The organism is Serratia sp. JSRIV002 (genome assembly GCF_019968725.1).
Lineage (GTDB): Bacteria > Pseudomonadota > Gammaproteobacteria > Enterobacterales > Enterobacteriaceae > Chania > Chania fonticola_B.
Map to the genome: position 1 here is coordinate 2,966,067 of NZ_CP074143.1, position 21,719 is coordinate 2,987,785.

17 protein-coding genes and 1 pseudogene are annotated in these 21,719 nt (G+C 52.6%); 6 read left to right on the top strand and 12 right to left on the bottom strand.

All coding sequences use genetic code 11. The features are described from left to right. Nucleotides 1-5: 5 nt before the first annotated feature. From KGP26_RS14005 to KGP26_RS14020, 4 genes are read right to left on the bottom strand one after another with little or no spacing between them, the layout of a single operon-like run. Nucleotides 6-1,634 carry a ferritin-like protein gene (locus KGP26_RS14005; protein WP_223665593.1) on the bottom strand — a complete coding sequence of 543 codons (1,629 nt, stop codon included), beginning with the start codon at nt 1,632-1,634 and terminating at the stop codon, nt 6-8. Nucleotide 1,635: 1 nt separating this feature from the next. Continuing rightward, on the bottom strand, nt 1,636-3,420 hold the full coding sequence (locus tag KGP26_RS14010; RefSeq protein ID WP_223665594.1) for a GMC family oxidoreductase: 1,785 nt from the start codon (nt 3,418-3,420) through the stop codon (nt 1,636-1,638). After that, nucleotides 3,407-5,242: a GMC family oxidoreductase gene (locus KGP26_RS14015; RefSeq protein ID WP_223665595.1), complete on the bottom strand. Its 1,836-nt coding sequence runs from the start codon at nt 5,240-5,242 to the stop codon at nt 3,407-3,409. Before KGP26_RS14015 ends, KGP26_RS14010 begins: the two co-directional genes overlap by 14 nt. Then, nucleotides 5,239-5,697, bottom strand: coding sequence for a ferritin-like domain-containing protein (locus tag KGP26_RS14020; protein ID WP_223665596.1), 459 nt, complete (start codon nt 5,695-5,697; stop codon nt 5,239-5,241). Before KGP26_RS14020 ends, KGP26_RS14015 begins: the two co-directional genes overlap by 4 nt. Nucleotides 5,698-6,525: 828 nt before the next feature. Between KGP26_RS14020 and KGP26_RS14025 the strand changes: the two genes are divergently transcribed. From KGP26_RS14025 to KGP26_RS14040, 4 genes are all read left to right on the top strand, one after another. Beyond that, on the top strand, nt 6,526-6,948 hold the full coding sequence (locus tag KGP26_RS14025; RefSeq protein ID WP_021806367.1) for a DoxX family protein: 423 nt from the start codon (nt 6,526-6,528) through the stop codon (nt 6,946-6,948). A gap of 368 nt (nt 6,949-7,316) precedes the next feature. After that, complete coding sequence (locus tag KGP26_RS14030; protein ID WP_223665597.1) at nt 7,317-9,215, top strand: PAAR domain-containing protein; 1,899 nt, start codon at nt 7,317-7,319, stop codon at nt 9,213-9,215. Continuing rightward, nucleotides 9,212-9,871 carry a DUF2931 family protein gene (locus KGP26_RS14035; RefSeq protein ID WP_094981730.1) on the top strand — a complete coding sequence of 220 codons (660 nt, stop codon included), beginning with the start codon at nt 9,212-9,214 and terminating at the stop codon, nt 9,869-9,871. Before KGP26_RS14030 ends, KGP26_RS14035 begins: the two co-directional genes overlap by 4 nt. A gap of 298 nt (nt 9,872-10,169) precedes the next feature. Continuing rightward, complete coding sequence (locus KGP26_RS14040; RefSeq protein WP_223665598.1) at nt 10,170-10,343, top strand: hypothetical protein; 174 nt, start codon at nt 10,170-10,172, stop codon at nt 10,341-10,343. 223 nt (nt 10,344-10,566) lie between these two features. On the opposite strand, the gene KGP26_RS14045 is transcribed toward KGP26_RS14040, so the two are convergent. The 3 genes from KGP26_RS14045 to KGP26_RS14055 all read right to left on the bottom strand — a co-directional run bounded on the left by KGP26_RS14045 (nt 10,567) and on the right by KGP26_RS14055 (nt 13,957). Continuing rightward, a complete protein-coding gene (locus KGP26_RS14045; RefSeq protein WP_223665599.1) occupies nt 10,567-10,956 on the bottom strand; it encodes a DUF4440 domain-containing protein in 390 nt (129 codons plus the stop codon). A gap of 136 nt (nt 10,957-11,092) precedes the next feature. After that, complete coding sequence (locus KGP26_RS14050) at nt 11,093-12,556, bottom strand: aspartate aminotransferase family protein (protein WP_223665600.1); 1,464 nt, start codon at nt 12,554-12,556, stop codon at nt 11,093-11,095. 15 nt (nt 12,557-12,571) lie between these two features. Further along, the gene (locus KGP26_RS14055; RefSeq protein ID WP_179251567.1) at nt 12,572-13,957 is read right to left on the bottom strand and encodes a diaminobutyrate--2-oxoglutarate transaminase; all 1,386 of its coding nucleotides are present in this window, start codon (nt 13,955-13,957) and stop codon (nt 12,572-12,574) included. Nucleotides 13,958-14,559: 602 nt separating this feature from the next. Between KGP26_RS14055 and lysC the strand changes: the two genes are divergently transcribed. Further along, entirely contained in the window at nt 14,560-15,921 is a 1,362-nt protein-coding gene (gene lysC / locus KGP26_RS14060) for a lysine-sensitive aspartokinase 3 (protein WP_115158509.1), read from the top strand. Nucleotides 15,922-15,968: 47 nt separating this feature from the next. On the opposite strand, the gene KGP26_RS14065 is transcribed toward lysC, so the two are convergent. The 3 genes and pseudogenes from KGP26_RS14065 to KGP26_RS14075 all read right to left on the bottom strand — a co-directional run bounded on the left by KGP26_RS14065 (nt 15,969) and on the right by KGP26_RS14075 (nt 18,211). Continuing rightward, nucleotides 15,969-16,748: an ATP-grasp domain-containing protein gene (locus tag KGP26_RS14065; RefSeq protein ID WP_166734924.1), complete on the bottom strand. Its 780-nt coding sequence runs from the start codon at nt 16,746-16,748 to the stop codon at nt 15,969-15,971. A gap of 72 nt (nt 16,749-16,820) precedes the next feature. Continuing rightward, nucleotides 16,821-16,964, bottom strand: a pseudogene (locus tag KGP26_RS14070) (ASCH domain-containing protein); the annotation flags it as partial. 53 nt (nt 16,965-17,017) lie between these two features. Then, the gene (locus KGP26_RS14075) at nt 17,018-18,211 is read right to left on the bottom strand and encodes an MFS transporter (RefSeq protein WP_223665601.1); all 1,194 of its coding nucleotides are present in this window, start codon (nt 18,209-18,211) and stop codon (nt 17,018-17,020) included. Nucleotides 18,212-18,330: 119 nt separating this feature from the next. Between KGP26_RS14075 and KGP26_RS14080 the strand changes: the two genes are divergently transcribed. Continuing rightward, nucleotides 18,331-19,239, top strand: coding sequence for a LysR family transcriptional regulator (locus tag KGP26_RS14080; RefSeq protein ID WP_021806380.1), 909 nt, complete (start codon nt 18,331-18,333; stop codon nt 19,237-19,239). A 20-nt stretch (nt 19,240-19,259) separates the two neighbouring features. Here KGP26_RS14080 and KGP26_RS14085 read toward each other — a convergent pair whose 3' ends face one another. Both KGP26_RS14085 and KGP26_RS14090 read right to left on the bottom strand, forming a co-directional pair. Continuing rightward, nucleotides 19,260-20,495, bottom strand: a complete 1,236-nt coding sequence (locus KGP26_RS14085; RefSeq protein WP_223665602.1) for an MFS transporter — start codon at nt 20,493-20,495, stop codon at nt 19,260-19,262. A gap of 193 nt (nt 20,496-20,688) precedes the next feature. After that, nucleotides 20,689-21,702, bottom strand: coding sequence for an Ldh family oxidoreductase (locus KGP26_RS14090; protein ID WP_223665656.1), 1,014 nt, complete (start codon nt 21,700-21,702; stop codon nt 20,689-20,691). Between the last annotated feature and the right edge of the window lie 17 nt (nt 21,703-21,719).

Consider the following 21,719-nt stretch of genomic DNA (forward strand, 5'->3'; position numbering starts at 1 on the left):
GGTTCCTACTGTTGTTGGGATTGAGGTTTGGCCGAGTGTGGGCAAGCCGCCGGTACCGGATAAGGCGCGGCCTTCAGCGCCGAAAGAATGTTCAGTGGGTTGAAGTACTGACGCATCAGGGTGATTTGATGCTGTTCATTGAATTGATAACGGATCGCCCAGTCGTAGCGATAGGGCACGCGGCCGCATTTGGTCGTGCCTTGTTCGCCTCCGTAGGACATGGCCTGATCGCCGCTGAAGAAGGATTTCTCGACGCCCGCGCTGCCAAAATTCACCGTTGCACCAAGCAGCGTCCAAAAACGGGTAAACCCCTCGTGGCCGTAAAACACGCCCAGATAGGGGCATTCGCTGGGGCCGGAGATATCCCAGATCACCTCGTCACTCATGCAGGAGAGAGCCAACTGCAGGTTACCGGTGGAATAGGCTTGCTGCAGTTGATCCAGAGTGGCCTCATTGCTGGCAGTGGCATCTGCACTGTCGGTTAAGGTTACGGCTGCGGTGGCCGGAGCAGCCATCAACACCTGTTTACCCAGCGGCTGGTGGTTAGCCACGGTGTACTCAAACGTGGGGGCGCAGTGAAATAACTCCTTGCCGGGGAACGGGTTGGCGGTTATGGCGCGGAAATCATCCCGCAGCGCACACATCGCCACCACGGCGGCCATCAACTTGTCTGGGGCACCGGTAAATGCAGTTTGCAGATCGCCGAGTAACTGACAATAACGCTGGTTAAACCGGATGATGGCGTCACGAACTTCACCGGGTGGATAATCACTGACCTTGGCATTGCTGTCGATCAGCACGCTTTTGTTCCACGGCACCGGGAAAGGGGCGCCGGTAGGGCCACTGGCCACGGTATCGCCTTTTTGATACAGCCGTTCATTGTAGATCTGGCTAAAACGGAAATAGTGGGCCAGCTCATCTTCATCCACGACCCAGATATCGTTTTCTGTACCTTCGCCCTGATCGGTGATCAGTTTCATGGCGGCAATCGCGGTCTTCAGATCGCTTACTTTCAGTACGTTGCCCCCGCCGCCGTAGTAGAAAACATCCGGCGGGATCTGGCGCTGCGGATCGCCGCAGAAAATCGCCCGTTCTCCATGGGTTTCCACCGCTGCCCGCAGCCGCGATTCGATGTAAAGATAAAACTCACCGATGGTCATATCGCTGGGGACTTCATTGGCGATGGCGCGCGGGCGGACATCTTTCGGATGCTCGATCACCATGCCCTGGAAGATGCCGTTTTTGGAGAAGCCGTACAGATTCACTTCAATATCATCAATATCGTAAGGCAGCCGCGCTGGATAGCTGGGCAGGAAATCGGGCGAATCGACTGCGGGTGTCCCGCCGATGGCGTTGAGCAGGTTGGCCGTCAGGGTGAAGTGCAGCATTTCCTCCACCACCACCGAACGCAGGGTTTCGATGATGCGCCAATCAACGTCGTCATCCAGGGTATAGAGCATCGTCAGATAGGGGGGAATGGTCGCATGCTCCAACTGCATGGCGTTTTGCAGCAGATTGCGCAGTTCGGTCAGATCCTGCGCCAGGCTTTTTTCGTCGGCAAACTGTACATAGCCGAGTTGGGCAAACGAGGTTTCAGCAAGCTGGAAGGTCTTGGCTTTTGCGGTCATGTTCATATCAATGTTTCCGTCCGAGTATATGGTCGGCAGTGGCGAAGGTCAGGGCCGTCATGGTGAGCGTGGGATTTGAGGTGCCCAGCGTTGGCATGCTGCCGCAGCCAATAACGTAAAGGTTGGGGTGATCCCAGCTTTGCTGGTGCCGGTTGACTACCGAATTCTCTGGCCGCGTTCCCATCCGGTGGGTGCCTGCAATATGGCCAACGCCCGCCCAGATGTAACCGTTACCTTGCCAGGTGAAATAACCGGGGTTGTCCGACGGGTAGTGGGTAAAATCCTTGATGCCCAGTTGGCTGAACAGGCTGCTGGCCACTTCGCGGCCAAACGCCATGCCGCCTTGGCTATAGTCGTCCACGTTGTAGTGGATCACTGGCCGGTAATTACCGAGCGGATCACGCCAGCGATCGTCGATGGTGACGCGATTGGCGGCATCCGGCAGCTGTTCGGTCATCATGTCCAGGCGGATTTGCCGGGGCAGTACCTGCCCAAGCTGCTGGCGTAACGCCTTGCCATACAATCGCTCGTCATCCACCATATCCAGCGTGCTGTCCACCGGTTCGTTGCGTGGCCAGCTCCAGCCCCAGTTGCCGATCTCCAGCACAAAGGCGGCGCGGTCGCGGCGGAATTCGCCACCCCGGTAGTTCACCAACGTTGACGTCAAACCCGGCCCACGAAATGCGCCTATCGCTTCCGGCGCTAACCCCCAAGACAAGATGGCGGGGTGATCCATCAGGTTACGCCCCAGCTCTCCGCTGGACTGACAGGCCTGTGATGCCTGTAATAACACGGCATTTTCGATGGCGTTGGCGGCCAGAATAAACAGCTCGCTGTGTAAGGTGATCGGCTCAAAGTCATGGCTGCTGTCGTTCTTCCACACCTTGCAGTCCAACGCGCTGATTTTCCCCGTCTCTGGCGCGATATGCAGACGAGAGGCAACCGCCTGGATCAGCAAATCGGCATCCGTTTCCACCAGGGTTTTTAACGCGTTGTAACGAGCCTGGATCGGGCAGATCGGAATACAGCTGGAGTTGCCCATGCAGCGGCGACCCACGGCCGGATTTCCCACCGCACCACGCGGGGTATAACCTGCATTGGGCACGCTGTTTCTGCCTTGCGGAATAGAGCGGATCTGGGCTTTGTCTGCCGTACCGGGTAATTCGGCCTGGGCCAATCCGGCGATCATCCAGCGATCCAGATAGCTCTGGGGGATCTTTTGCATCGGGTACTGATAGCCCTGCGCAAAATGGATGCCGTGGTATTGCTGATCCTGCACATCGGCGGAAACGCCAATTTCGAGTTCAGCGCGTTGATAATACGGCAGTAACTCTTCATAGCTCAGCGGCCAGTCCACGCCACGACCAAACAGCGTGGCCATGGCAAAATCCTCCGGCAGCATCCGTGGACAGCTGCCAAACCAGTGCAGCGAAGTGCCACCCAGCCGGCGGGTATAGTTACTTTCAAAGGGATAGGGCCCCATCTGCACGAAATACCCTTTGTGCGAAGGCTTACCGGGCGTGATGGGTTCAACGTCAGTCACTTCCGGCTGTGGTGCGTTAGGGGAATCTGGATAGGGTGCGTTAGGCGTTTTTGCCACGGCCTGCATAAAGGTTTGCACATGATCCAGGTGCTGGCCAAAGCTGTCGTTGCCCGTCCCGGCTTCGACGATCAGCACCCGGCGGCCAGCGCGGGTCAACTGCTTGGCCATGATACAACCGGCAAATCCTGAACCTACGATCACCGCATCATAGGGTTGGGCGGTGGCTTGCTGCCAATCAATCTGCCGCATGATGCCCCCCGTTCAGATCCTGCAGGATGTTGTGTGCAGCCCAACAGGTGAGCGCCGACATGGTTAACGTCGGGTTTGAGGTACCCATGTTGATCATGTTGCCGCAGCCCACCAGATAGAGGTTGGGGTGCTCCCAGGTGCGCTGGTCCTTATTCACCACTGAGCTTTCTGGTGAACCGCCCATGCAGTGGGTTCCGGCAAAGTGCCCGGCACCGTTAAAGGTGAGGGTTCTGCCGTCAGGGCAGACGAAGGCTCCAGCATCCTCTTTTGAATAGGACGAGTAGTTTTTGATATCGGCCTGATCGAAGATTTTCATCGACATATCGTAGGCGCTGGCGAAACCGGCTCGGGTATAGGGCGATAAATCGTAGTGAATGACCGGGCGGTAGTTACCCATTATGTCTAGATAATTCGGATCGATGGTGACGCGGTTATCGTACTCCGGCAGCTGTTCCACCAGGATGCCGAAGCGGAATTGACGTGAAACCTGGTCTTTGAGCCTTTGACGTAACTCTTTACCGTGCAGTTGCTCGTCGTCTACCAGAGTGATCACATCTTTCGACGGCGCCTGAGCTGGCCACAGCCAACCGTCGTTGCCCATTTCGAACCGATACGGTGCGTGGTGTTTACGGAAGCTGCCACCGCGCAGATCCTCGATGCCGGAGGTCGCTAATGGGCCACGTAGCGGCCACAATGGCGTTTTCTTGGTTAGGCCCCATGTCAACAGCTCCGGGTGATCCATCAGATGGCGGCCAACCAGATCGTTGCCTTTACAGGCACCGGAGGCCAGTAATAGCACCGCGTTGGCGACAGCGTGGGCGGCGAGCACATAGCGTTTGCCCTTCACCGTATGCAGGCTGTAGGAGTCATCGCCAGGATATCGATAGTGTTTGAACTGAACGCTGTTGATCGCCTTGCTGTGTGGGTCGATATCCAATTGGAACGCCACGCTCTGCAACACGATATCGAGCATTTCGTGGTTGGCGGTGTTCAGCGTTTTCAGTGCATTATATTTGGCCTGAATAGGGCAGATAGGCACGCAACTGGAGTTACCCATGCAACGGTGGCCCACTTTGTCGTTACCCACGGCACCTTTTGGGGTATAGCCCCGGCCCTGATCGTAATCACTATTGGGAACGCTATTGCGTGAAGCGGGCGTTCCGCGCACTTTCAGGGTGTAAGACTTACCGTCATCTTCCACCTGCATGCCATCGATACGGCTGGCCAGTTGCTTGTCGCTCCAGCTCGCGGGCAGGCCGTGCATTGGATAAACATAGCCAGGTGGGAAGGTGACGCCCAGGTAAGACTGTTCTTCTACATTGGCGGAAACCCCAAGCTCCAGCTCCGCCTTACGGTACCACGGCTCCAGCTCTTGATAATCGATCGGCCAATCGATACCCACGCCATACAGCGACTTCAGGCGAAAATCCTCTGGTAGCATGCGCAGCGAGGTGCCGAGCCAGTGCAGGGTGGTGCCACCGAGATAACGGGTGTAGGTCGAACTGAATGGCAGCGGCCCCCGCTGGACAAAGTAACCTTTATCGCTTGGCGTCTTGCTGACTTCGGTTTCCAGCGGTTCCGGGGCATTAGGATTGCTTGGGTAGGGTGCATTGGGGATTTTGATGGTGGCGGTATAAAAGGTGTTGAGGTAGTCCAGATAGCCTTGATAGTCCGTCCCCAATCCGGTACCGGCTTCGACGATCAGGCAGCGTTTTCCCGCTTGCGTCAGGGTTTTGGCAACGATGGCGCCAGAGATCCCACCCCCTACGATCACCACGTCGTACTCGGTTGTCTCTGCTTGTTCAGGAGTGATGATATTCATAGTTTCACCACTGTGGAGGTGGTGACTGGCGGTTCAGACCAGGCACCAAAGCCTTGTTGTTTGGCACCCTGTGGATGGGCATGGATCGCATCCCACACCAAGCCCTGTTGATAGCTGTTAGCACTGGGGATCTGGGTATCATTCGGGTTGTCTGGCGAATACCACTGGCCTAGGTACCACAGTTTGATAATGCTACTCACCAACGTTGACAACTTTTCAGAACCCAGCAGTTGGGTTTCTACAAAGTAAGAGTGCTGTGCAGCATCTGCCGGGAGATCGCCGTACGTTGCCAACAACGTGGCAAAATGTTCTGCCGCGTGCGTTTGTACCCAGTCAAAATAAAAGGCTGCCTGACCCGTACCGAGTAACTCAAAGCGGTCGAAACCGGTTAATAAACGGGAAAGATCGATAAATTGCTGTAGTGCCGCATCGGATGCAAGTTGTTCATCGCTCATAAGGTGCTGCCTGTATGGGTTTTTATTATGGTGGCCTTAATACTGCCACCGGGAAAAATCAATAAAACAGGTTGCATTAGTCATTTTGTTTATTGCTATGGATTAATAGGGCGTATTAATCCCTGAGCCTCCAGTAACGTGGATGTTCATGATTTTTGTTTTTTAGATGCACTAAAAATAACGCTATTGTAAAAACAATAACGGTAATTTGATGCATGTTAACCTTTTGAATTTAAATGAATAGCCTGTGCTGCGCGCAAGCAAGATCGCCGCTGGTGGCGAACAGTTACGTGAGGCTCACAAAGTTTACTTCCCGGGCTAATGATATTAGCGGTGAATTGCTATGCTAAATAAAATGAAATACACAGAGCGGGCCAGCATTGCGCAGGCGCGTGGTATCTCATTAAAATAAAAGCTCGTTCCGAATGTTACGGGTTAAAATACGTGGTTAAGTTTTTTATTTCACTTAATCCACCACATTCTTCAGAGTGTAATAAATATGGTATGAGAGGCCATATTCCGCAAGCTTAAGCATTAATAAAGTATTTAATGATATATAATCCCCACGAGGGCGATATGTTTAGCTACCAAAAAACCAATGTCAGCATAAAATGCCAATTATTAACATTTGATCCCTATAGATAGAAAGATAATTCTTCTCAAGCTTACTATAACGCCGCGATCTAAGGAGGCGGGCATGCAGGTGGCGTCGGTTTTTATGAAAGTTTATTTAATGTGTTAGATCAAGGTTTACTACGAATTTCGTTGTAAAAATGCAACTTAGGATTAGATTGATTGCGATTATCATTAACTCTCAATAGGTGCAACATGGTGAATTGGTTTAATCGTGTCATGGATCGTCCGGATCTGGGCAAACTGATACTGCGCTTGGCGTTCAGCATTATGATGATATTCCATGGGTGGCATAAACTGATCGGCGGCATCGATTATATCCAGGGATTGCTGACTCAACATGGGTTGCCAGGATTTATCGGTTACGGCGTTTTCGTCGGTGAGCTAGTAGCTCCACTGTTGATTATTTTGGGGATTTTTACCCGCCCGGCGGCGTTGGTGTTTTCATTTACCATGCTGGCGGCTTACCTGCTGATCGATCCCGGCAAGGCGCTGATGCTGACCAAGGTAGGGGCCTGGGGAGCAGAAGATATGGCGGTGTATTTCTTTGCCGGGCTGGCCATCGCCTTCCTTGGCAGCGGTCGCTATTCGGTAATGAAGGATCCGAACTGGCGCTGAGGTAGGCTAGCCGGTATCGCTAGGGCTCACTCCGTGGCATTCCAGTGCTGAATGCCACTTCAATATTTCTCAACATTAATACTTAGCTTTTCAGCGCGAACACAATTCGCCAACTGGTATAGCTCCAGTGAAAGCCCGATTGCTCTCTCTGTAAGAACCCGTGTGAGATAGGCCGATGATACGCATTGGCATCGATTTCGTGATGTTTACGTTTAACATGCTGGTGTCCACTGGCTTCTTCAAATTGGTCAATTTTTGACAGTTTGTCGTAGAGAGTTTAGTCTGGTTCCGGATACAACCCTTAATAAAACATGGAGTAATGTCATGGAAGAGGCTGACAAAGAGGCTCGCAGGATATGAGCAGAGGAATGAACTACCAGGGAATATCGGTCATTTGCCAGGGCGATACCACCACCACAGGGGGGCGGGTACTGGAGGGGGTTCTGGGAAATCGTTACACGTGTGATGGTATTCCCGTCGCGCTGAAAGGGCATAAGGTTTCGTGTCCGGCTTGCGGGAAAATCGGGGTTATTGCCGAAGGGGAAGTAAACTTAAGTTTTTATGGTGTACCAACGGCACTTGACGGCCATCGTGTGGCTTGTGGTTGCCCGGCTGGTAGCCATCGTCTTGTTGCGAGCAGTCAACCGCTCTCGGTTGCCCCATCTATCTCTCCGCGCTCAATGCCGATGAATAGCGGACCGGCAGCGGCGCCAGCGCAGTATGCTCAAAGCGCTAAGAAACAGGCAGCAGAGCCAGAGCAGCACGCACAGGCGGCCAAAAAGGAAAGGCAGAAGCGGGAAATTACCCTGACCATCGGGGTGTTTTTCGACGGCACCGGCAATAATGCGGATAATACCGCAGCCAGCCTTGATGCCTGCTCCGGAGAGCATTTTGGGATGAACAATGCCGATGCTCAGTCAGCTTATTTCCAATGCGTTCAACTAAAAAGCGGACACAGCGGCTTCGCAGCAGGAAGTCATCTCGGCTATTACACCAATGTTCACTGGCTCAATGCACTTTACTCTACCAACCTTCCCGTTGATAGTGAGCAGGGACAGAACGCAATTTATATCGAGGGGATTGGTACGGAAAGCGGGGAAGGCGACAGTGCGTACGGGATGGGTACCGGCCGGGGTAACTCCGGTGTGGTGAGTAAAACCGACAAGGCAGTGAGGGCTCTGGTTGCCGCCATCACAGACTATTTAACCAATCCATCCGGAACCGATATCGGCATCGTTAGGGAATTACAGTTTGATATTTTCGGTTTCAGCCGGGGAGCGGCGGCGGCACGGCATTTTGCCAACCGGGTATTCAGTCAGGATCAGGCTATTATCGCTGCCATCAAGTCCGGTCTGGGAAGTATTGAGTTCTCAGGCACTCCCGGCGGTAAAACCCGTTTTCTGGGGATATTTGATACGGTGGCTGGCATCGGTACGCCGGTCAACGGGTTCAATCCGCACAGCGCCGATACGGGCGAGGTGAATATAGTGCTGCGTCCGGGGGTAGCCGAGAAGGTGTTTCATATCACCGCACAGCACGAATGCCGATTTAACTTTGCGTTGAACAGCGTGAAACCTGCATGGCCGGAACTGGCTTTGCCCGGTGCACACTCTGACATTGGTGGCGGTTATAACCCTGATGAGTACGAAGCCTATTTCATCACCCGTCCGCAGTTTGAAACCGTACCCTTTTCCACACATGATACGAAAACGCGTGTTTATCAACAGGCCTGTGAGCAGCTCAGTGCGATGGATACCTGGTCAGCGATTGGCCCTTTGTTGCAGGCATTGGAGATTAGCATCGATACCTGGCACGACGAGCGGATGCCAGCCGATCGCTACGGCATGCCGCAAAAACGCAGCGGGGCGGCAGCGGTCATTGAGCGCCCGACGCGCAACGACTGGTCGAAGGTGGTGTTGAGGGTGATGCTGGATGCGGCACAGGATGCAGGCGTGGTATTTGATCCTATTGATGACAGTGTTCCAGACTTTTCATTACCACTAGAACTAAACTACCTGTGCGAAAAAGCGATTGTGATGGGCCGCGCGGTACGGAATGGGGCATCGGCTCCCGGATTCATCAGTCAGGAAATCGAAATGCTGGCAGAGAAATATATCCATTGTTCAGCCAACTGGAACAGCGTGGTCAGAGACGGTGAGGGAATGATCGCTGGGGCAGTCAAACCGGCGAAGCTGGTGACCTTTACCAACCGTCCGGACGAACGCTGGCAACGAACGGTTTACGATATGGATGGAAATAAAATATGAAAATAACCCGGCTGGCGGGGCTTATTCCGGTACTGGTGCTGATGGCGTGCCACGGTGCGGGCCAGTCCGAGCCTCCTGTCAAAAACGATGTGCCCACTGAGTGGAAATTTAATTTCTTCACGCCTCAGGCGCTGCCTGCAATGGTGACTTTTGTCGCTATCCTTGATGCTGGCGGTACGGATTATAGGTTTAATACTCTCGACAGTACGAAAGCGCTGTATGGTGTTGTCGGCGAGTGGAATGACCGTGCACGCGCGCTCAACGGGCACTGGAATCACGTTAAGCAGCCCCCAAGGCATATTCTTTTTTGCTGGGACTCGGTGATAGATAAAAAGGTGTATGAAACTCGATTGACCTTGTCTGACGATGTTGTGGATAAAATGCGCAAACCCAGCGTGTATAAGGATTATCAGGGTAATATCGGGTATTACGACAATATACAAATTGGTCTGGCTCCGGGAGGTAAGGTTGCAGTCTGGCTACGAGGTATCGGTAATCAGCCTAATTATCGCGTGACGCCATCAGTCTTAATGACTGTGTCCGGGGATAAATTAGAGCTTTGCAAAGGGATAACTAGACACCCCAATGGGTATAAATATTACGGAGATACTCCCGAATTTATCAAAGGGAAAACCTATCCCTACGGCAATTGGTAGCAGGCATTGTTACTAATCCGTCTGGCGGGACTTCTTCCGATACGTCTGCTGACGGCGTGACACGGTAGACATACATTTTTGTGAAATCTACACGGGTTAGTGTAGCCATTCATTTCAGATTTCACGTAGCGCGATCAATAAAGCAGGGGGTTTTGGTCTGTTGATGAGGTAAATATGATCAACAGGTCGGTCTTATGTATCGGATTGGCCATAGTGTTAACGTGAAGATTTCTAAACGAAATCCTGCCCGATCACCATATTGGCAGTTTGGTGATGATACAAAGAACAAGGAAATCTCATGGCGCGCGATCGAGAAGATTTTGAGGCTCTAATTGGCCTAGCAGAGAAAGCTATGTTTTGGCTGGCTTGGCTTGTTGATAGAAAGCTTATCTTTGCGTCTCGTGATGATGGGATGCTGGTAGGCTTGGAAAGGATCGAGACAGTTGGGCATTCGAACAACCAAACAACGTGAATTTTTGACCAGGGCCAATGAAGACCAATGATAGTACCAGATAGCCAGATTCCGCGTATCGTTACTTTGGTGCGCATAATGTATATTATGTTAAATTGCATTGGCAATTACGCACCGGGTTATCCCGCTATGTTTATCTCACCTCACCTTCACGCTTTGTCTGCTTGGTTTTCTAGAAGTTGGTTCATGGGTGGCGATTATTCGAGTTGATACACAGTTGGCTTCAATCCTCGATCTGTGTTCCTTGATGAAAACGCATCTGCCAATGGCCTCCGCGCTCTTGTGACGATTGCAACCAGATCGAAGAACGCTCGGCACGGCGAACTATGCTGCCATCCACATCACGTTGAAAACTTTTATACCTCAACAATACGGCACCATCGGCAATCTTCACCAGTTTGAACTCTTCGGCAAAAATCTGTGGCTGGCCGCTTTCCAACTTTAGCGCCGCAATGGTTTGCTGCCTGTCATAGTGCAGCCCGGAACAGCCGATCTCTTCAAAATCGTCATGCAGCAATTCTCCGACGAGATTAGCATCGTTACGCGTTGCCGACTGATGGAGTTGAACCTCTAGTGGGTGGATTACTGACAAAAGCTGTGCAATATCGTTCAAAACGCCCTTCTTTTTTGATCGCGCTACGTGAAATCTGAGAAATAATGGCTGTCATTACCCAACAGATTTCACCAGAGGAAGCATTATGACTGCGCCGAATTGACTAGCAACTCGACGCAGATTCGGCTACTAAGGATTACGCGTTGAGCAATTTTTCAGCCGTCTCTTTCACGCTGGCCAGCAGGATTTTTACGTCCTCCAGACAAACCGTTGGGTTCAGCAGCGTTAGCTTCAGACATGTTACCCCATCTGCTTCTGTTACCCCAACGTTGGCACTACCTGATGCCAACAGAACATCGCCGATACGCTGGTTTAACTGCGCGATAAACGCACGATCGTCGCTTTTCGGGCAGAAACGGAACAGTACGCTTGCCAACTGTGGCTGCATAACCAGTTCCAGATGCGGTTGTGCAGAGACATACTCAGCCACTTTCTGTGACAACGTAACGCCATTATCAATGATTTCGGCGTACTGCTTTTTACCCAACGCTTCAAGGCCCATCCACAGTTTCAGGGCATCAAAACGACGTGTGGTTTGCAGTGATTTTGACACCAGGTTCGGTACGCCCTGTTCTTCGTCAAAATCAGAGTTCAGGTACGCCGCCTGATAACGCATCAGCTCGTAATGGCGTGCGTCTTTCAGCAGGAATGCCCCACAGCTGATGGTCTGGAAGAACTGCTTGTGGAAATCCAGTGTCACGGAATCTGCGGATTCCAGGCCATTCAGGTAGTGGCGATACTTCTCAGAAAGCAGCAGCGCTCCACCCCATGCGGCATCAACGTGAACCCAGATATTTTCCTGCGCGGCCAGCGCGGTGATTTCCTCTAACGGATCAATCGCACCCGCATCGGTCGTACCGGCGGTGGCCACAATCGCCAGCACCTGCTCACCGTTGGTTTTCGCCTGCGCCAGTTTGGTTTTCAGGTCAGCGATATCCATACGCGAGAACGCATCGGTTTTCACCTGAGTGACTGACTGGTAACCCAGCCCCATCAACGCCATGTTTTTTTGCACGGAGAAGTGTGCGCTTTCGGAGCAGAACACTTTGATTTTGCTCAGATCGCCCGTTAAACCATGCTGCTGAACGGAGTGCCCCTGACGCGCGAAGAAAGCATCACGCGCCAGCATCAGCCCCATAAGGTTACTCTGGGTACCGCCACTGGTGAACACGCCGGCATCACCGGCGCTGTATCCTATCTGCTCACGCAGCCACTCGATGAGTTTGATCTCAATGATGGTGGCTGACGGGCTTTGATCCCAGGAGTCCATGCTCTGGTTAGTAGCATTGATCAGCACCTCTGCAGCCTGGCTTATCACCAGGCTCGGGCAGTGCAGATGCGCTACACATTGTGCGTGATGTACAGAGAGGCTGTCCTTGAGGAAATACTCAACTGCGCGCTCAATGGCGGCCTGGTTACCCAGGCCCTGAGAGGTAAAGTTCAACTGAATGCGCTCGCGCAGCTGGTCGACGGTTTTCCCCTGATACATTTCTGGCTGCTTTAACCATTCGATAACGGCTTTGCTGCTTTGCTCAATGGCATCCTGGTAGGCGGCGATACTTTGCGCCGAACCGGACAGAATTGGGTTGTTATCAGACACGATAGTTAACTCCGATTAAACCGGCTCCATGCCAGTGGCCAGCAAGGCGTTTTCAAATTTATCGAGGAAAATTTCCAGCTCAGCGTCGGTGATCAGCAGTGATGGCAACAGGCGCAGTACGCAACCATGACGGCCGCCTCGCTCCAGAATCAGACCGGATTCGAAGCATTTTTTCTGCAGCAATGCCGAAAGCTCGCCATCCGCCGGATAGCATCCCATGTGATCCTGTGCTTCGTTAGGCTTCACGATTTCAATGCCGATCATCAGGCCTAGGCCGCGTACATGGCCGATAGCCGGGTAACGTTTTTGCAGTTCGGCCAGTTTGCCTTTCAGCCACTCGCCCTGGGCGGCAACTTTATCCGCAATGGCGTTGTCTTTAAGGTGCTTAAGCGTGGTCAGACCGGTGGCCATTGCCAACTGGTTACCGCGGAATGTTCCGGTATGGTGGCCTGGCGCCCATGCGTCAAACTGTTTTTTGATGCCCAGTACGGCCAACGGCAGACCGCCACCGACAGCTTTAGACATAACGATGATGTCTGGCTCGATACCTGCGTGTTCAAACGCGAACAGCTTACCGGTGCGTGCGAAACCAGCCTGGACTTCGTCGATGATCAGCAGAATGCCATGGTCCTGCGTAACTTTACGGATGCGCTGCAGCCACTCGGCTGGAGCCGGGTTCACACCGCCCTCGCCTTGAACCGCTTCGAGGATCACCGCCGCTGGTTTGCGTACGCCGCTTTCCACGTCGTTGATCAAGTTATCGAAGTAGTACGTCAGCGCTTTAACACCTGCTTCGCCACCGATGCCCAGCGGGCAGCGATACTGATTCGGATAAGGCATAAACTGCACTTCCGGCATCATGTTGCTGACGGCTTCTTTTGGTGACAGGTTACCTGTTACGGAGAGCGCACCGTGCGTCATACCGTGGTAGCCGCCGGAGAAACTGATGATGCTTGAACGGCCGGTTACTTTTTTAGCCAGTTTGAGCGCGGCTTCAACCGCATCAGCGCCAGACGGACCGGTGAATTGCAGGCAATACTCTTTGCCCTGGCCCGGTAATAAAGAGAGTAAATAGGAGGAAAATTCGTCTTTCAGAGGTGTGGTAAGGTCCAGCGTATGTAACGGTAAGCCGCTGCTGATGACACTTTGAATGCTTTGAAGCACGTCAGGATGATTATGACCCAGCGCCAGAGTCCCGGCGCCTGCAAGACAATCAAGATATTGATTATTTTCAACATCAGTAATCCAAACGCCCTGCGCTTTGGCAATTGCCAATGGCAGTTTCCGTGGATAGCTTCTGACGTTAGACTCAAACTCGGCCTGTCTCGCTAAAAAGGTATCATTGCTTTGTGGTAATGAACTAGCACTTAAAGTATCAATACGGACTTTATCCGTCATCATATCACTCCCACAACCTCGGGTATTATTAACGCCGGGTTGAATAAAAGGTTAAGGGGATTGCCTGTAAAAACGCGGCCAATATATAGCATTTTAATGGTGTACTCAATCATTTGTTTCAACATGCAATTAACCCTTTAAAGTCAAATCATAACAATAAGTTACCTTTCGCTGCGCATTAATTTTTGTTACCAATATCGCACAAAACGTTACGAATGCCCGGATTAGATACAACGTCATGAAAACCATCGTTTTGCTATGGTTTTATTCTTTTGTTACACGATTTTACCGTTAAGAATGTTAGGTGTTGGCCTGTAAGGCGTTCTTTTTCACTGATTTATTGCGAAATAAAATAAAAATGTCGATCCATTAAGATAAATCACTTACTATGGCGCGCTTATTTTACTCTCCGTAAATAAAGAATTAATGCGCATCACACCGGTAACGCGTAAGAGGCAATACACGTTATCGACAACAGGAGGCTTTCCTGGGTTGTCATCAGAAATGTTCGCGGGCGGACATTTCGTAAGGCGAAGCGTGCTTCCCTTATGCCGAGAATGAAAATTTTCTTGCCATTTTTTATGGCGCCCTGATATGAGATTGTTATGACACGCATTTATCCACAATTCGTCGTTGCCAAGTTTGGCGGTACCAGCGTTGCTGACTTTGACGCGATGAATCGCAGTGCCGGCATTGTTCTTGCTGATGACCACGTCCGCCTGGTCGTTTTGTCTGCCTCCGCAGGGGTCACAAATCTATTGGTCGAACTTTCTGAAGGGCTGGAAAGTCGTGATCGTATGGATAAAATTGATACCCTTCGCACTATCCAGTACAACATTATTTCCCGCCTGAAAGCGCCGCTGGTCATCAGCAAAGAAATCGATCAGCTCCTTGAAAATATTGCCCGCCTTGCCGAGACGGCATTGACAATGCCTTCCACGGCGCTGAGTGATGAACTGGTCAGCCATGGCGAGTTGATGTCGAGCCTGTTATTTGCTGAAGTGCTTCGTGAACGTGCAGCGCAAGCAGAATGGTTTGATGCCCGTAAAGTCATTCGAACCAACAACCTTTACGGTTGCGCCGAACCCAATATCAACCTGGTCGAGGATCAGGCAGAAGCCCATCTGCGGCCGCGTATTGAGCAGGCGATTGTTATCACCCAGGGTTTTATCGGCAGTGATGATGCCGGGCATACCACAACCCTGGGCCGGGGCGGCAGCGACTACACCGCCTCCCTGCTTGGGGAAGCATTGCAGGCCGCACGTGTCGATATCTGGACTGATGTGGCCGGGATCTACACCACCGATCCGCGCATTGTGGCGCAGGCCCGGCGTATTGACCATATCTCCTTTTCCGAAGCCAGCGACATGGCTGCTTTTGGTGCGAAAGTGCTCCACCCGGCGACCCTGTTACCCGCGATGCGGAAAAATATCCCGGTCTTTGTAGGGTCCAGCAAAAATACCGCTGCCGGTGGAACGCTGGTTCGCCGTGAGACAGAGAATCCGCCACTTTATCGTGCGATTGCCATTCGCCGTAAACAGACGTTGTTGAGATTGCACGACCTGCATACGCAACCTGCATACAGATTCTTTGCCGAAATGTTCGCGATTCTGGCAGAACATCGGGTTGATGTGGACCTGGTTACCACCTCCGAGAGCTGTATAGCGCTAGCCCTGAATTCCACGGGATCCACTTCGGGAGAAGATCACACCCTGACCACCGCGTTGCTTACAGCACTCTCTTCTCATTGCCGAGTTGAGATTGAAACCGGGCTGGCCTTGGTCACGCTGATTGGCAATCAACTCCATCGTGGCGCGGGCGTTTGCCGGGATACATTTGTGGATCTGGATGAGTATGCGGTGCGCATGATTTTCCATGGCGCATCGAATGATAATCTTTGCTTCATGCTACCAAGCGAAGTCGCTGACAGCGCGGTTGTAGCGCTACACCGTAGGTTATTTGAGTAAGTTAAATGGGGCGTTTACGCGCCCCTGAAGCTCGCCTATTTGGGCTCCTATGACGCCATAAATATCCGTACAAAGCGCTCAACCGGCCATTCCTTGATGTCGGATACCTGCCCATCCCCGATCTCTATAAGCCGGAGCTGACCTGCATCATTTTCAATCATATCGATGGAGAAAAATGGAGCATCGACGAGCTGCGCGATTTCAATAACCACCTCTGGAATAATTCCGTCAGCAGAGAAAACCTTGCCATTCAATGAAAAATATCTGCGCTCACTCTCGGGGACAAAATTTTCAAAACGTCTAAGGCTGACTCCCCCTTCAATCTTCCCTCGGAAGTGCTCAATGGATTTCAACACTTCGCGGATCTCATCGGCATTTGCGGCAACAGAGCCTCTGGAAGTTGTCAGTGATTTAACATAATCCTTAACGAAGTAACACGGCCACTTAAGCCGATCGGTCAGCATATCGAAATCAGCATCTGCACTGACCAATACGGTTTCCGGCGTATACTTTTGGCAAATTTCGTACCAGCCGGTGATGTAATGACACCGAATATAATCATCAAATGATTCAAGCATTTGCCCGCCGCTCAGCGAAACGGCTCTATGGAGTTGTTGATACTCTTCCGGGCTCAGCATCCATCCACGCCATATCACGGGGACATCTGGCTCAAAGCTGTGAGAGAACTTGTACTTTCCCATCGAGGCGTGTTCAGAGGACAGCAGCACACAGGTTAATCCGTTCTGTCTGGCACAGTTAAACTCCTGCTCAAAAGTTTCATCAGCCTTGGAGGGGTTAAAGTAATCACTGGGATAAATCAGCTGCATTTAAATTCACCCTATTTCCTTTTATTTTACGTACCGCAGGAGCATATATTACAACAACTCGACCAGCTCAAACTATTCTGTTACCAGCTCCATTGTGTCGGAGTAACTCCCTTCTCTTTGGAAGAACTCTTTGTGCCCTTGCTTCCAATACCTGAGGCTTAGATCTTCCTCGCCTTCTTTTTTCGCAAGTTCGTCTGTCACATCACAGAAACGAAGAGACGTGATTTTTGCCAAGGTGACCGCATAGACGGTCACCTTCCCTTTCCTGCTTATTTCGCGCTTTGCCGCCGAAAGCGTACAAGCCAAGCCGCCAGCAAAATGGCCGTTATCGCGATGCCTGTGGCAACGAAACCGATGTTTTCCAATCCCCATTGAGGGATCACCAGGCCACCGATAATGGCGCCAAGGCCCGTACCGGCATTGGCAGCAGAAACGTTCAACGTTCCGGCTAGCGCCTGAGCGTGTGAAGCGGACTTCATCACCCGAACCTGACAGATTGGAAACAGCGCTGTATAGGCGATCCCCCAAAGCGCAAGTGCCAACCATAACAGAATGAGCGAGTCTGCCGCTGGTACGCTGGCCATCATGCCTATGCCCAGCAATAACGAGAATATGGCGGTAGCGCCCAGTGGGTTGCGGTCTACAAAGCGCCCGCCCAGCCAGTTACCGACCAGGCCGATAGCACCGAAGCCCATGAGCCACCAACCGACTTGCGCCGGAGCCACACCGGCGATGCGCTCCAGCATGTCGGCTAGATAAGTGTAAGCCGTAAACATTGCGGTGAACACAACGACCGATAACACAACGTTACCGACAAAATACGGGTCTTTGAGAATGCGTGTCTGTTCTGCCAGCCTTAGCCGTTCGGGGCGTGCCAGGGTCGGCATGAAGATCGCCAGGGCCAATGTCATAACCAGCGACAGCCCGGCCAGTATCCAGAAGGTGCCACGCCAGCCGATAAGGTCTGACGCTAGCGTTCCCAGTGGAATACCAAACAGTAAGGCGGCTGAGATCCCCAGATACATCTGCGATACTGCGCGACCGGCACGATGCGGCCCGGCAATCTGTCCGGCCGTCTCGCTGGCCGTCCCCCAGAACACGGGCAGCACCAGCGCGGGAATGAACCTGGCAATCGCAAGCACCCAAACGTTCGGAGCGATTGCGGCCAGAGCGTTTGAGAGGCTAAAGATCATCAGAATACAGATAAACAGGCGCTTACGTTCAATGTGTGACAACAGCGCAGTCAGCACAGGGCCGAACAGCATCACCGTGAAAGCGAACAAGGTAACGAATTGGCCAGCAGCGGAAATTGAAATATCCAAGTCGCGTGCCAATGCTGGCAATAGTCCGACGATCAGGTATTCGGTCGTGACGATGACGAAAGCCGCCACCGCAAGAATGACGATGGAAAGACGGCTACGGCTCGCCGAAATGGCGGTGCCCGGTACGGTAATCGAAGACATCAAAAAGGCTCCTGCATGGGGATTTGCTGTTGCCCTTAGTATATTTAAGAAATATATTCTCATTATTGATATATTTTACCGACATTATTGAATTTAATTCCTTAGTAAGTGAGGGCAGCATGATCCCATCGGAGCGGCTTAAGGGCATCGAAACCTTCGTGGCGACGGCCGATGCAGGCAGTTTCACGGCAGCGGCAGAGCAATTGCACCTGACCAGCTCTGCCGTCAGCAAAAGTGTGGCGCGCCTTGAAGATCGGCTCGGGACCCGGCTTTTCGAACGCACCACCCGCCGTTTGGCTCTGACGGATGCAGGGGCAGCGTTCTACCGCACTTGCGTACGAGTGCTGGCCGATTTGGAAGAAGCTGAAGCCGTGCTCGCCGCACAGCACAGCGAACCGATGGGTCGTCTGCGGCTAGATGCTCCGGCGACATTTGGCCGCCTTCGGGTTTGGCCGCTACTGCTCCAGTTCTCACAGCAGCACCCGCACTTACGCCCGCATGTCTCTTTGACCGATCGCTTCGTTGATTTGCTTGAAGAAGCTATTGACGTGGCGGTGCGTATCGGTGGCCCGGATCATTGGCCTACCTCAGTTGGCCATCGCTACCTGGGCTGTGAACGCCTCATTTTCTGCGCCTCTCCCGATTACCTGGCCCGCAACGGGACACCGACATCGCCCGCCGAACTGTCTCGCCATGATGCCGTGCTCTATGGTAAGGCCGATGGAACCACGGGCCCGTGGTTGATCGCGCATGATGCTGGAATGATTGAGCGGCGCACAATGGAGGGCCGCATTATCGTCGGAAATGGCGAAGCTCAGGTTGCCGCCGTTAAGGCTGGGTGCGGTATCGCACAGTTGGCAACATGGCTGGTCTGCGATGAAATTGCACGTGGTGAATTGGTGCAAATCCTACCGGAACTGACGACTGACGGTCTGCCGCTCAATCTGGTGTGGCCTATTGGGCGGCAACTGCAGCCAAAAGTGGATGCCATGCTGGAGCTGCTTGCTGCCGAATTGCGGATCGACTAGCAATGCCAAGCCCTTCACGTTCACCACGCCGTGGTGAATTGCCGGTTTCCTTGCATGCGAACAAACAGCATTCCACCAGCGAACATAGTCACAATCTGCGAGGCCACCAGCACGGAAAAGCCTGAAGAGACGGTGCCAAACGACATCATCACCAGCCCCATCAGTAAGGGAATAAATGCCGAAAAGATATTCCCCACGCCGTTGATCAGCCCGTAGGCAGAGCCAACGCTTTCTGCTTTGGCATGGTGTTGGATCAGGGTGGGAATTGCCGCACCTTGCGCCCCCCAACAAGCGTTAGCCGATAGCAGGAACACGGCCAGCCAGCCACTTTGTGAGCTCAGCATCACGCCTAACATGCAGATAGCCGTTGCTGCCCCGCCAAAGGCAAAAATCAATGGCATCTGCTGTGGCCGAACGCGATCCAGGATCACCCCGCCAATATACTTGGAGAAGATACTGATAATAAAGGGTAGCGATGCTAGCCAACCCATTTGCTTGATGGAAAAGCCACGCTCATTGGTCAGGTAAGCGGGCAGCCAGGAACTGGAACCCCAAAGATAACTGAGCGTAGCTATCTCAACCAGCATGATCCAGCCGAGCATGGGCGTTTTCCAAGCCAGAATGAAGATATGGCAGACACGTTGCATCATGGATTCACTGATGCGCTGCACCACTCCGGTTGTTCTAGGATGGATAAACACACGCACCAAAAGCAAGCCGACCAGGAGATTGATTAACGCCAGAACGTGAAAAGAAAGGGCCCAACCGAGATGACTCATCAGGAAAGTCACCAGCGGAAAACCTATCACCAAACCTAAAGACACGCCTAATGCAGAGACCGCATTGGGCTTTCCCCGCTCATTGGCGGCGAAATGGTCACTGATGTACATGGTTTTCAGCGAGAAAAGTGGCCCTTCACTGACACCGAGGAAGGCCCGCACGACCAGTAAAATGATGAACGATCCGACCAACGGAGAAGCCGCGGTAAAGAGCGCCCAGAGAACCACACTGAGGGTCAAGCCTTTACGATAACCGAATAGCGTTTCCAGAAACGGCGTCAACAACATGGCTGAAAGGCCATAACCTAGCAGAAAGGCGGTCATCAATGTGCCTTGATAGGCGCGATTGTCTACCAGGCCAAAGTGATTGAGAAACTCGGGGTTAACCAGCATGACGGAGATATTTACCCGGTCAGCATAGGCGATCACTATGAGGAGCAATGTCGCGATGACTCCCCACCAGCGTTGTTGTCTCATGCCCTGCTCCTTGAAGAAATGTGTCAACTAAATATCCGGTAACGCCGCTTGCTCGTTAACCGTCCCCACAATTTACCGCCGAATTGATTGTTTCAACATTGTTAACATATTGTTGTGCGTATATCTACACTACAGCGGCAAGAGAGGAATGGGAGCACATCGGCCCATCGGTAAACGATGAGCCTGCTAGGGATTACTGACACAACGCCACAATCTCTTTATATAACGTCAGCGGTAATGTCACACCGAACTGCTCACTGTGCTGACGCGCCTTAAAACGCCGCTCCCCAGGAATACGGGATCCTTGCTCTGCCATATCATTAAAAAGCCCTTCCGCTCTGGCGAAATGCTCTTCCTTCTCCGCCCCCAGAAAACGCTCAGGATCCATGGCAATGATCAGCTCTCCGCCATAAGGTGAAGAGCCTGTTGATTGGTCGTAAGCTAACGATTCTTTACTGGTCATATCACCAATCAACGGCCCGGCAATCAGCTCCACCATCGCTGCCAATGCTGAGCCCTTATGGCCACCAAACGTCAACATTGCGCCTTGCAGTACGCTGGCGGCATCAGTGGACGGTTTGCCGTGACTATCGATTCCCCAACCTTCTGGCAGCGGTTTATTCGCTAGGCGATGCAGCTCAATCTCACCGCGTGCAGCTGCGCTGGTCGCCATATCAAACACAAACGGGGCTTGTCCCTGGCGTGGCCAACCAAAGGCGATCGGGTTGGTACCAAACAAGGGCTGGCTCCCCCCGGCGGGCGTTACCCAAGCATGGCTTGGGGTGCAAGCCAACGCTACTAATCCCTGTTCGGTAAGCGGCTCGATCTCCGCCCACAGCGCAGAGAAGTGGACGCAATGATTGATCGCCAATGCGGCAATACCACAGTGACGAACTTTGGTGATAAAGGCAGGCAGCGCCGCTTGATAGGCCACCAACGAGAACGCACCCTGCGCGTCTACGCGTAAAATCGCCGGAGCGCTGTCGGTGAACGTCGGTTCGGCATCAGCCATCACTTTGCCGGCATGCAGCGACCGGACACAGCCCAGTACACGATACAAACCATGGGAATGGCAGCCATCGCGTTCACCGGCGGTGACGTTCTTTGCCACCGCATCGGCATGCTTGGTGCTGAAACCATTACTGTGCAAGGCTCGATACGCCAGTTGATAGGCCTCTGACAACGTAAGATTGACGGTGTTGGTCATGATCGTTTCCTCCTTTA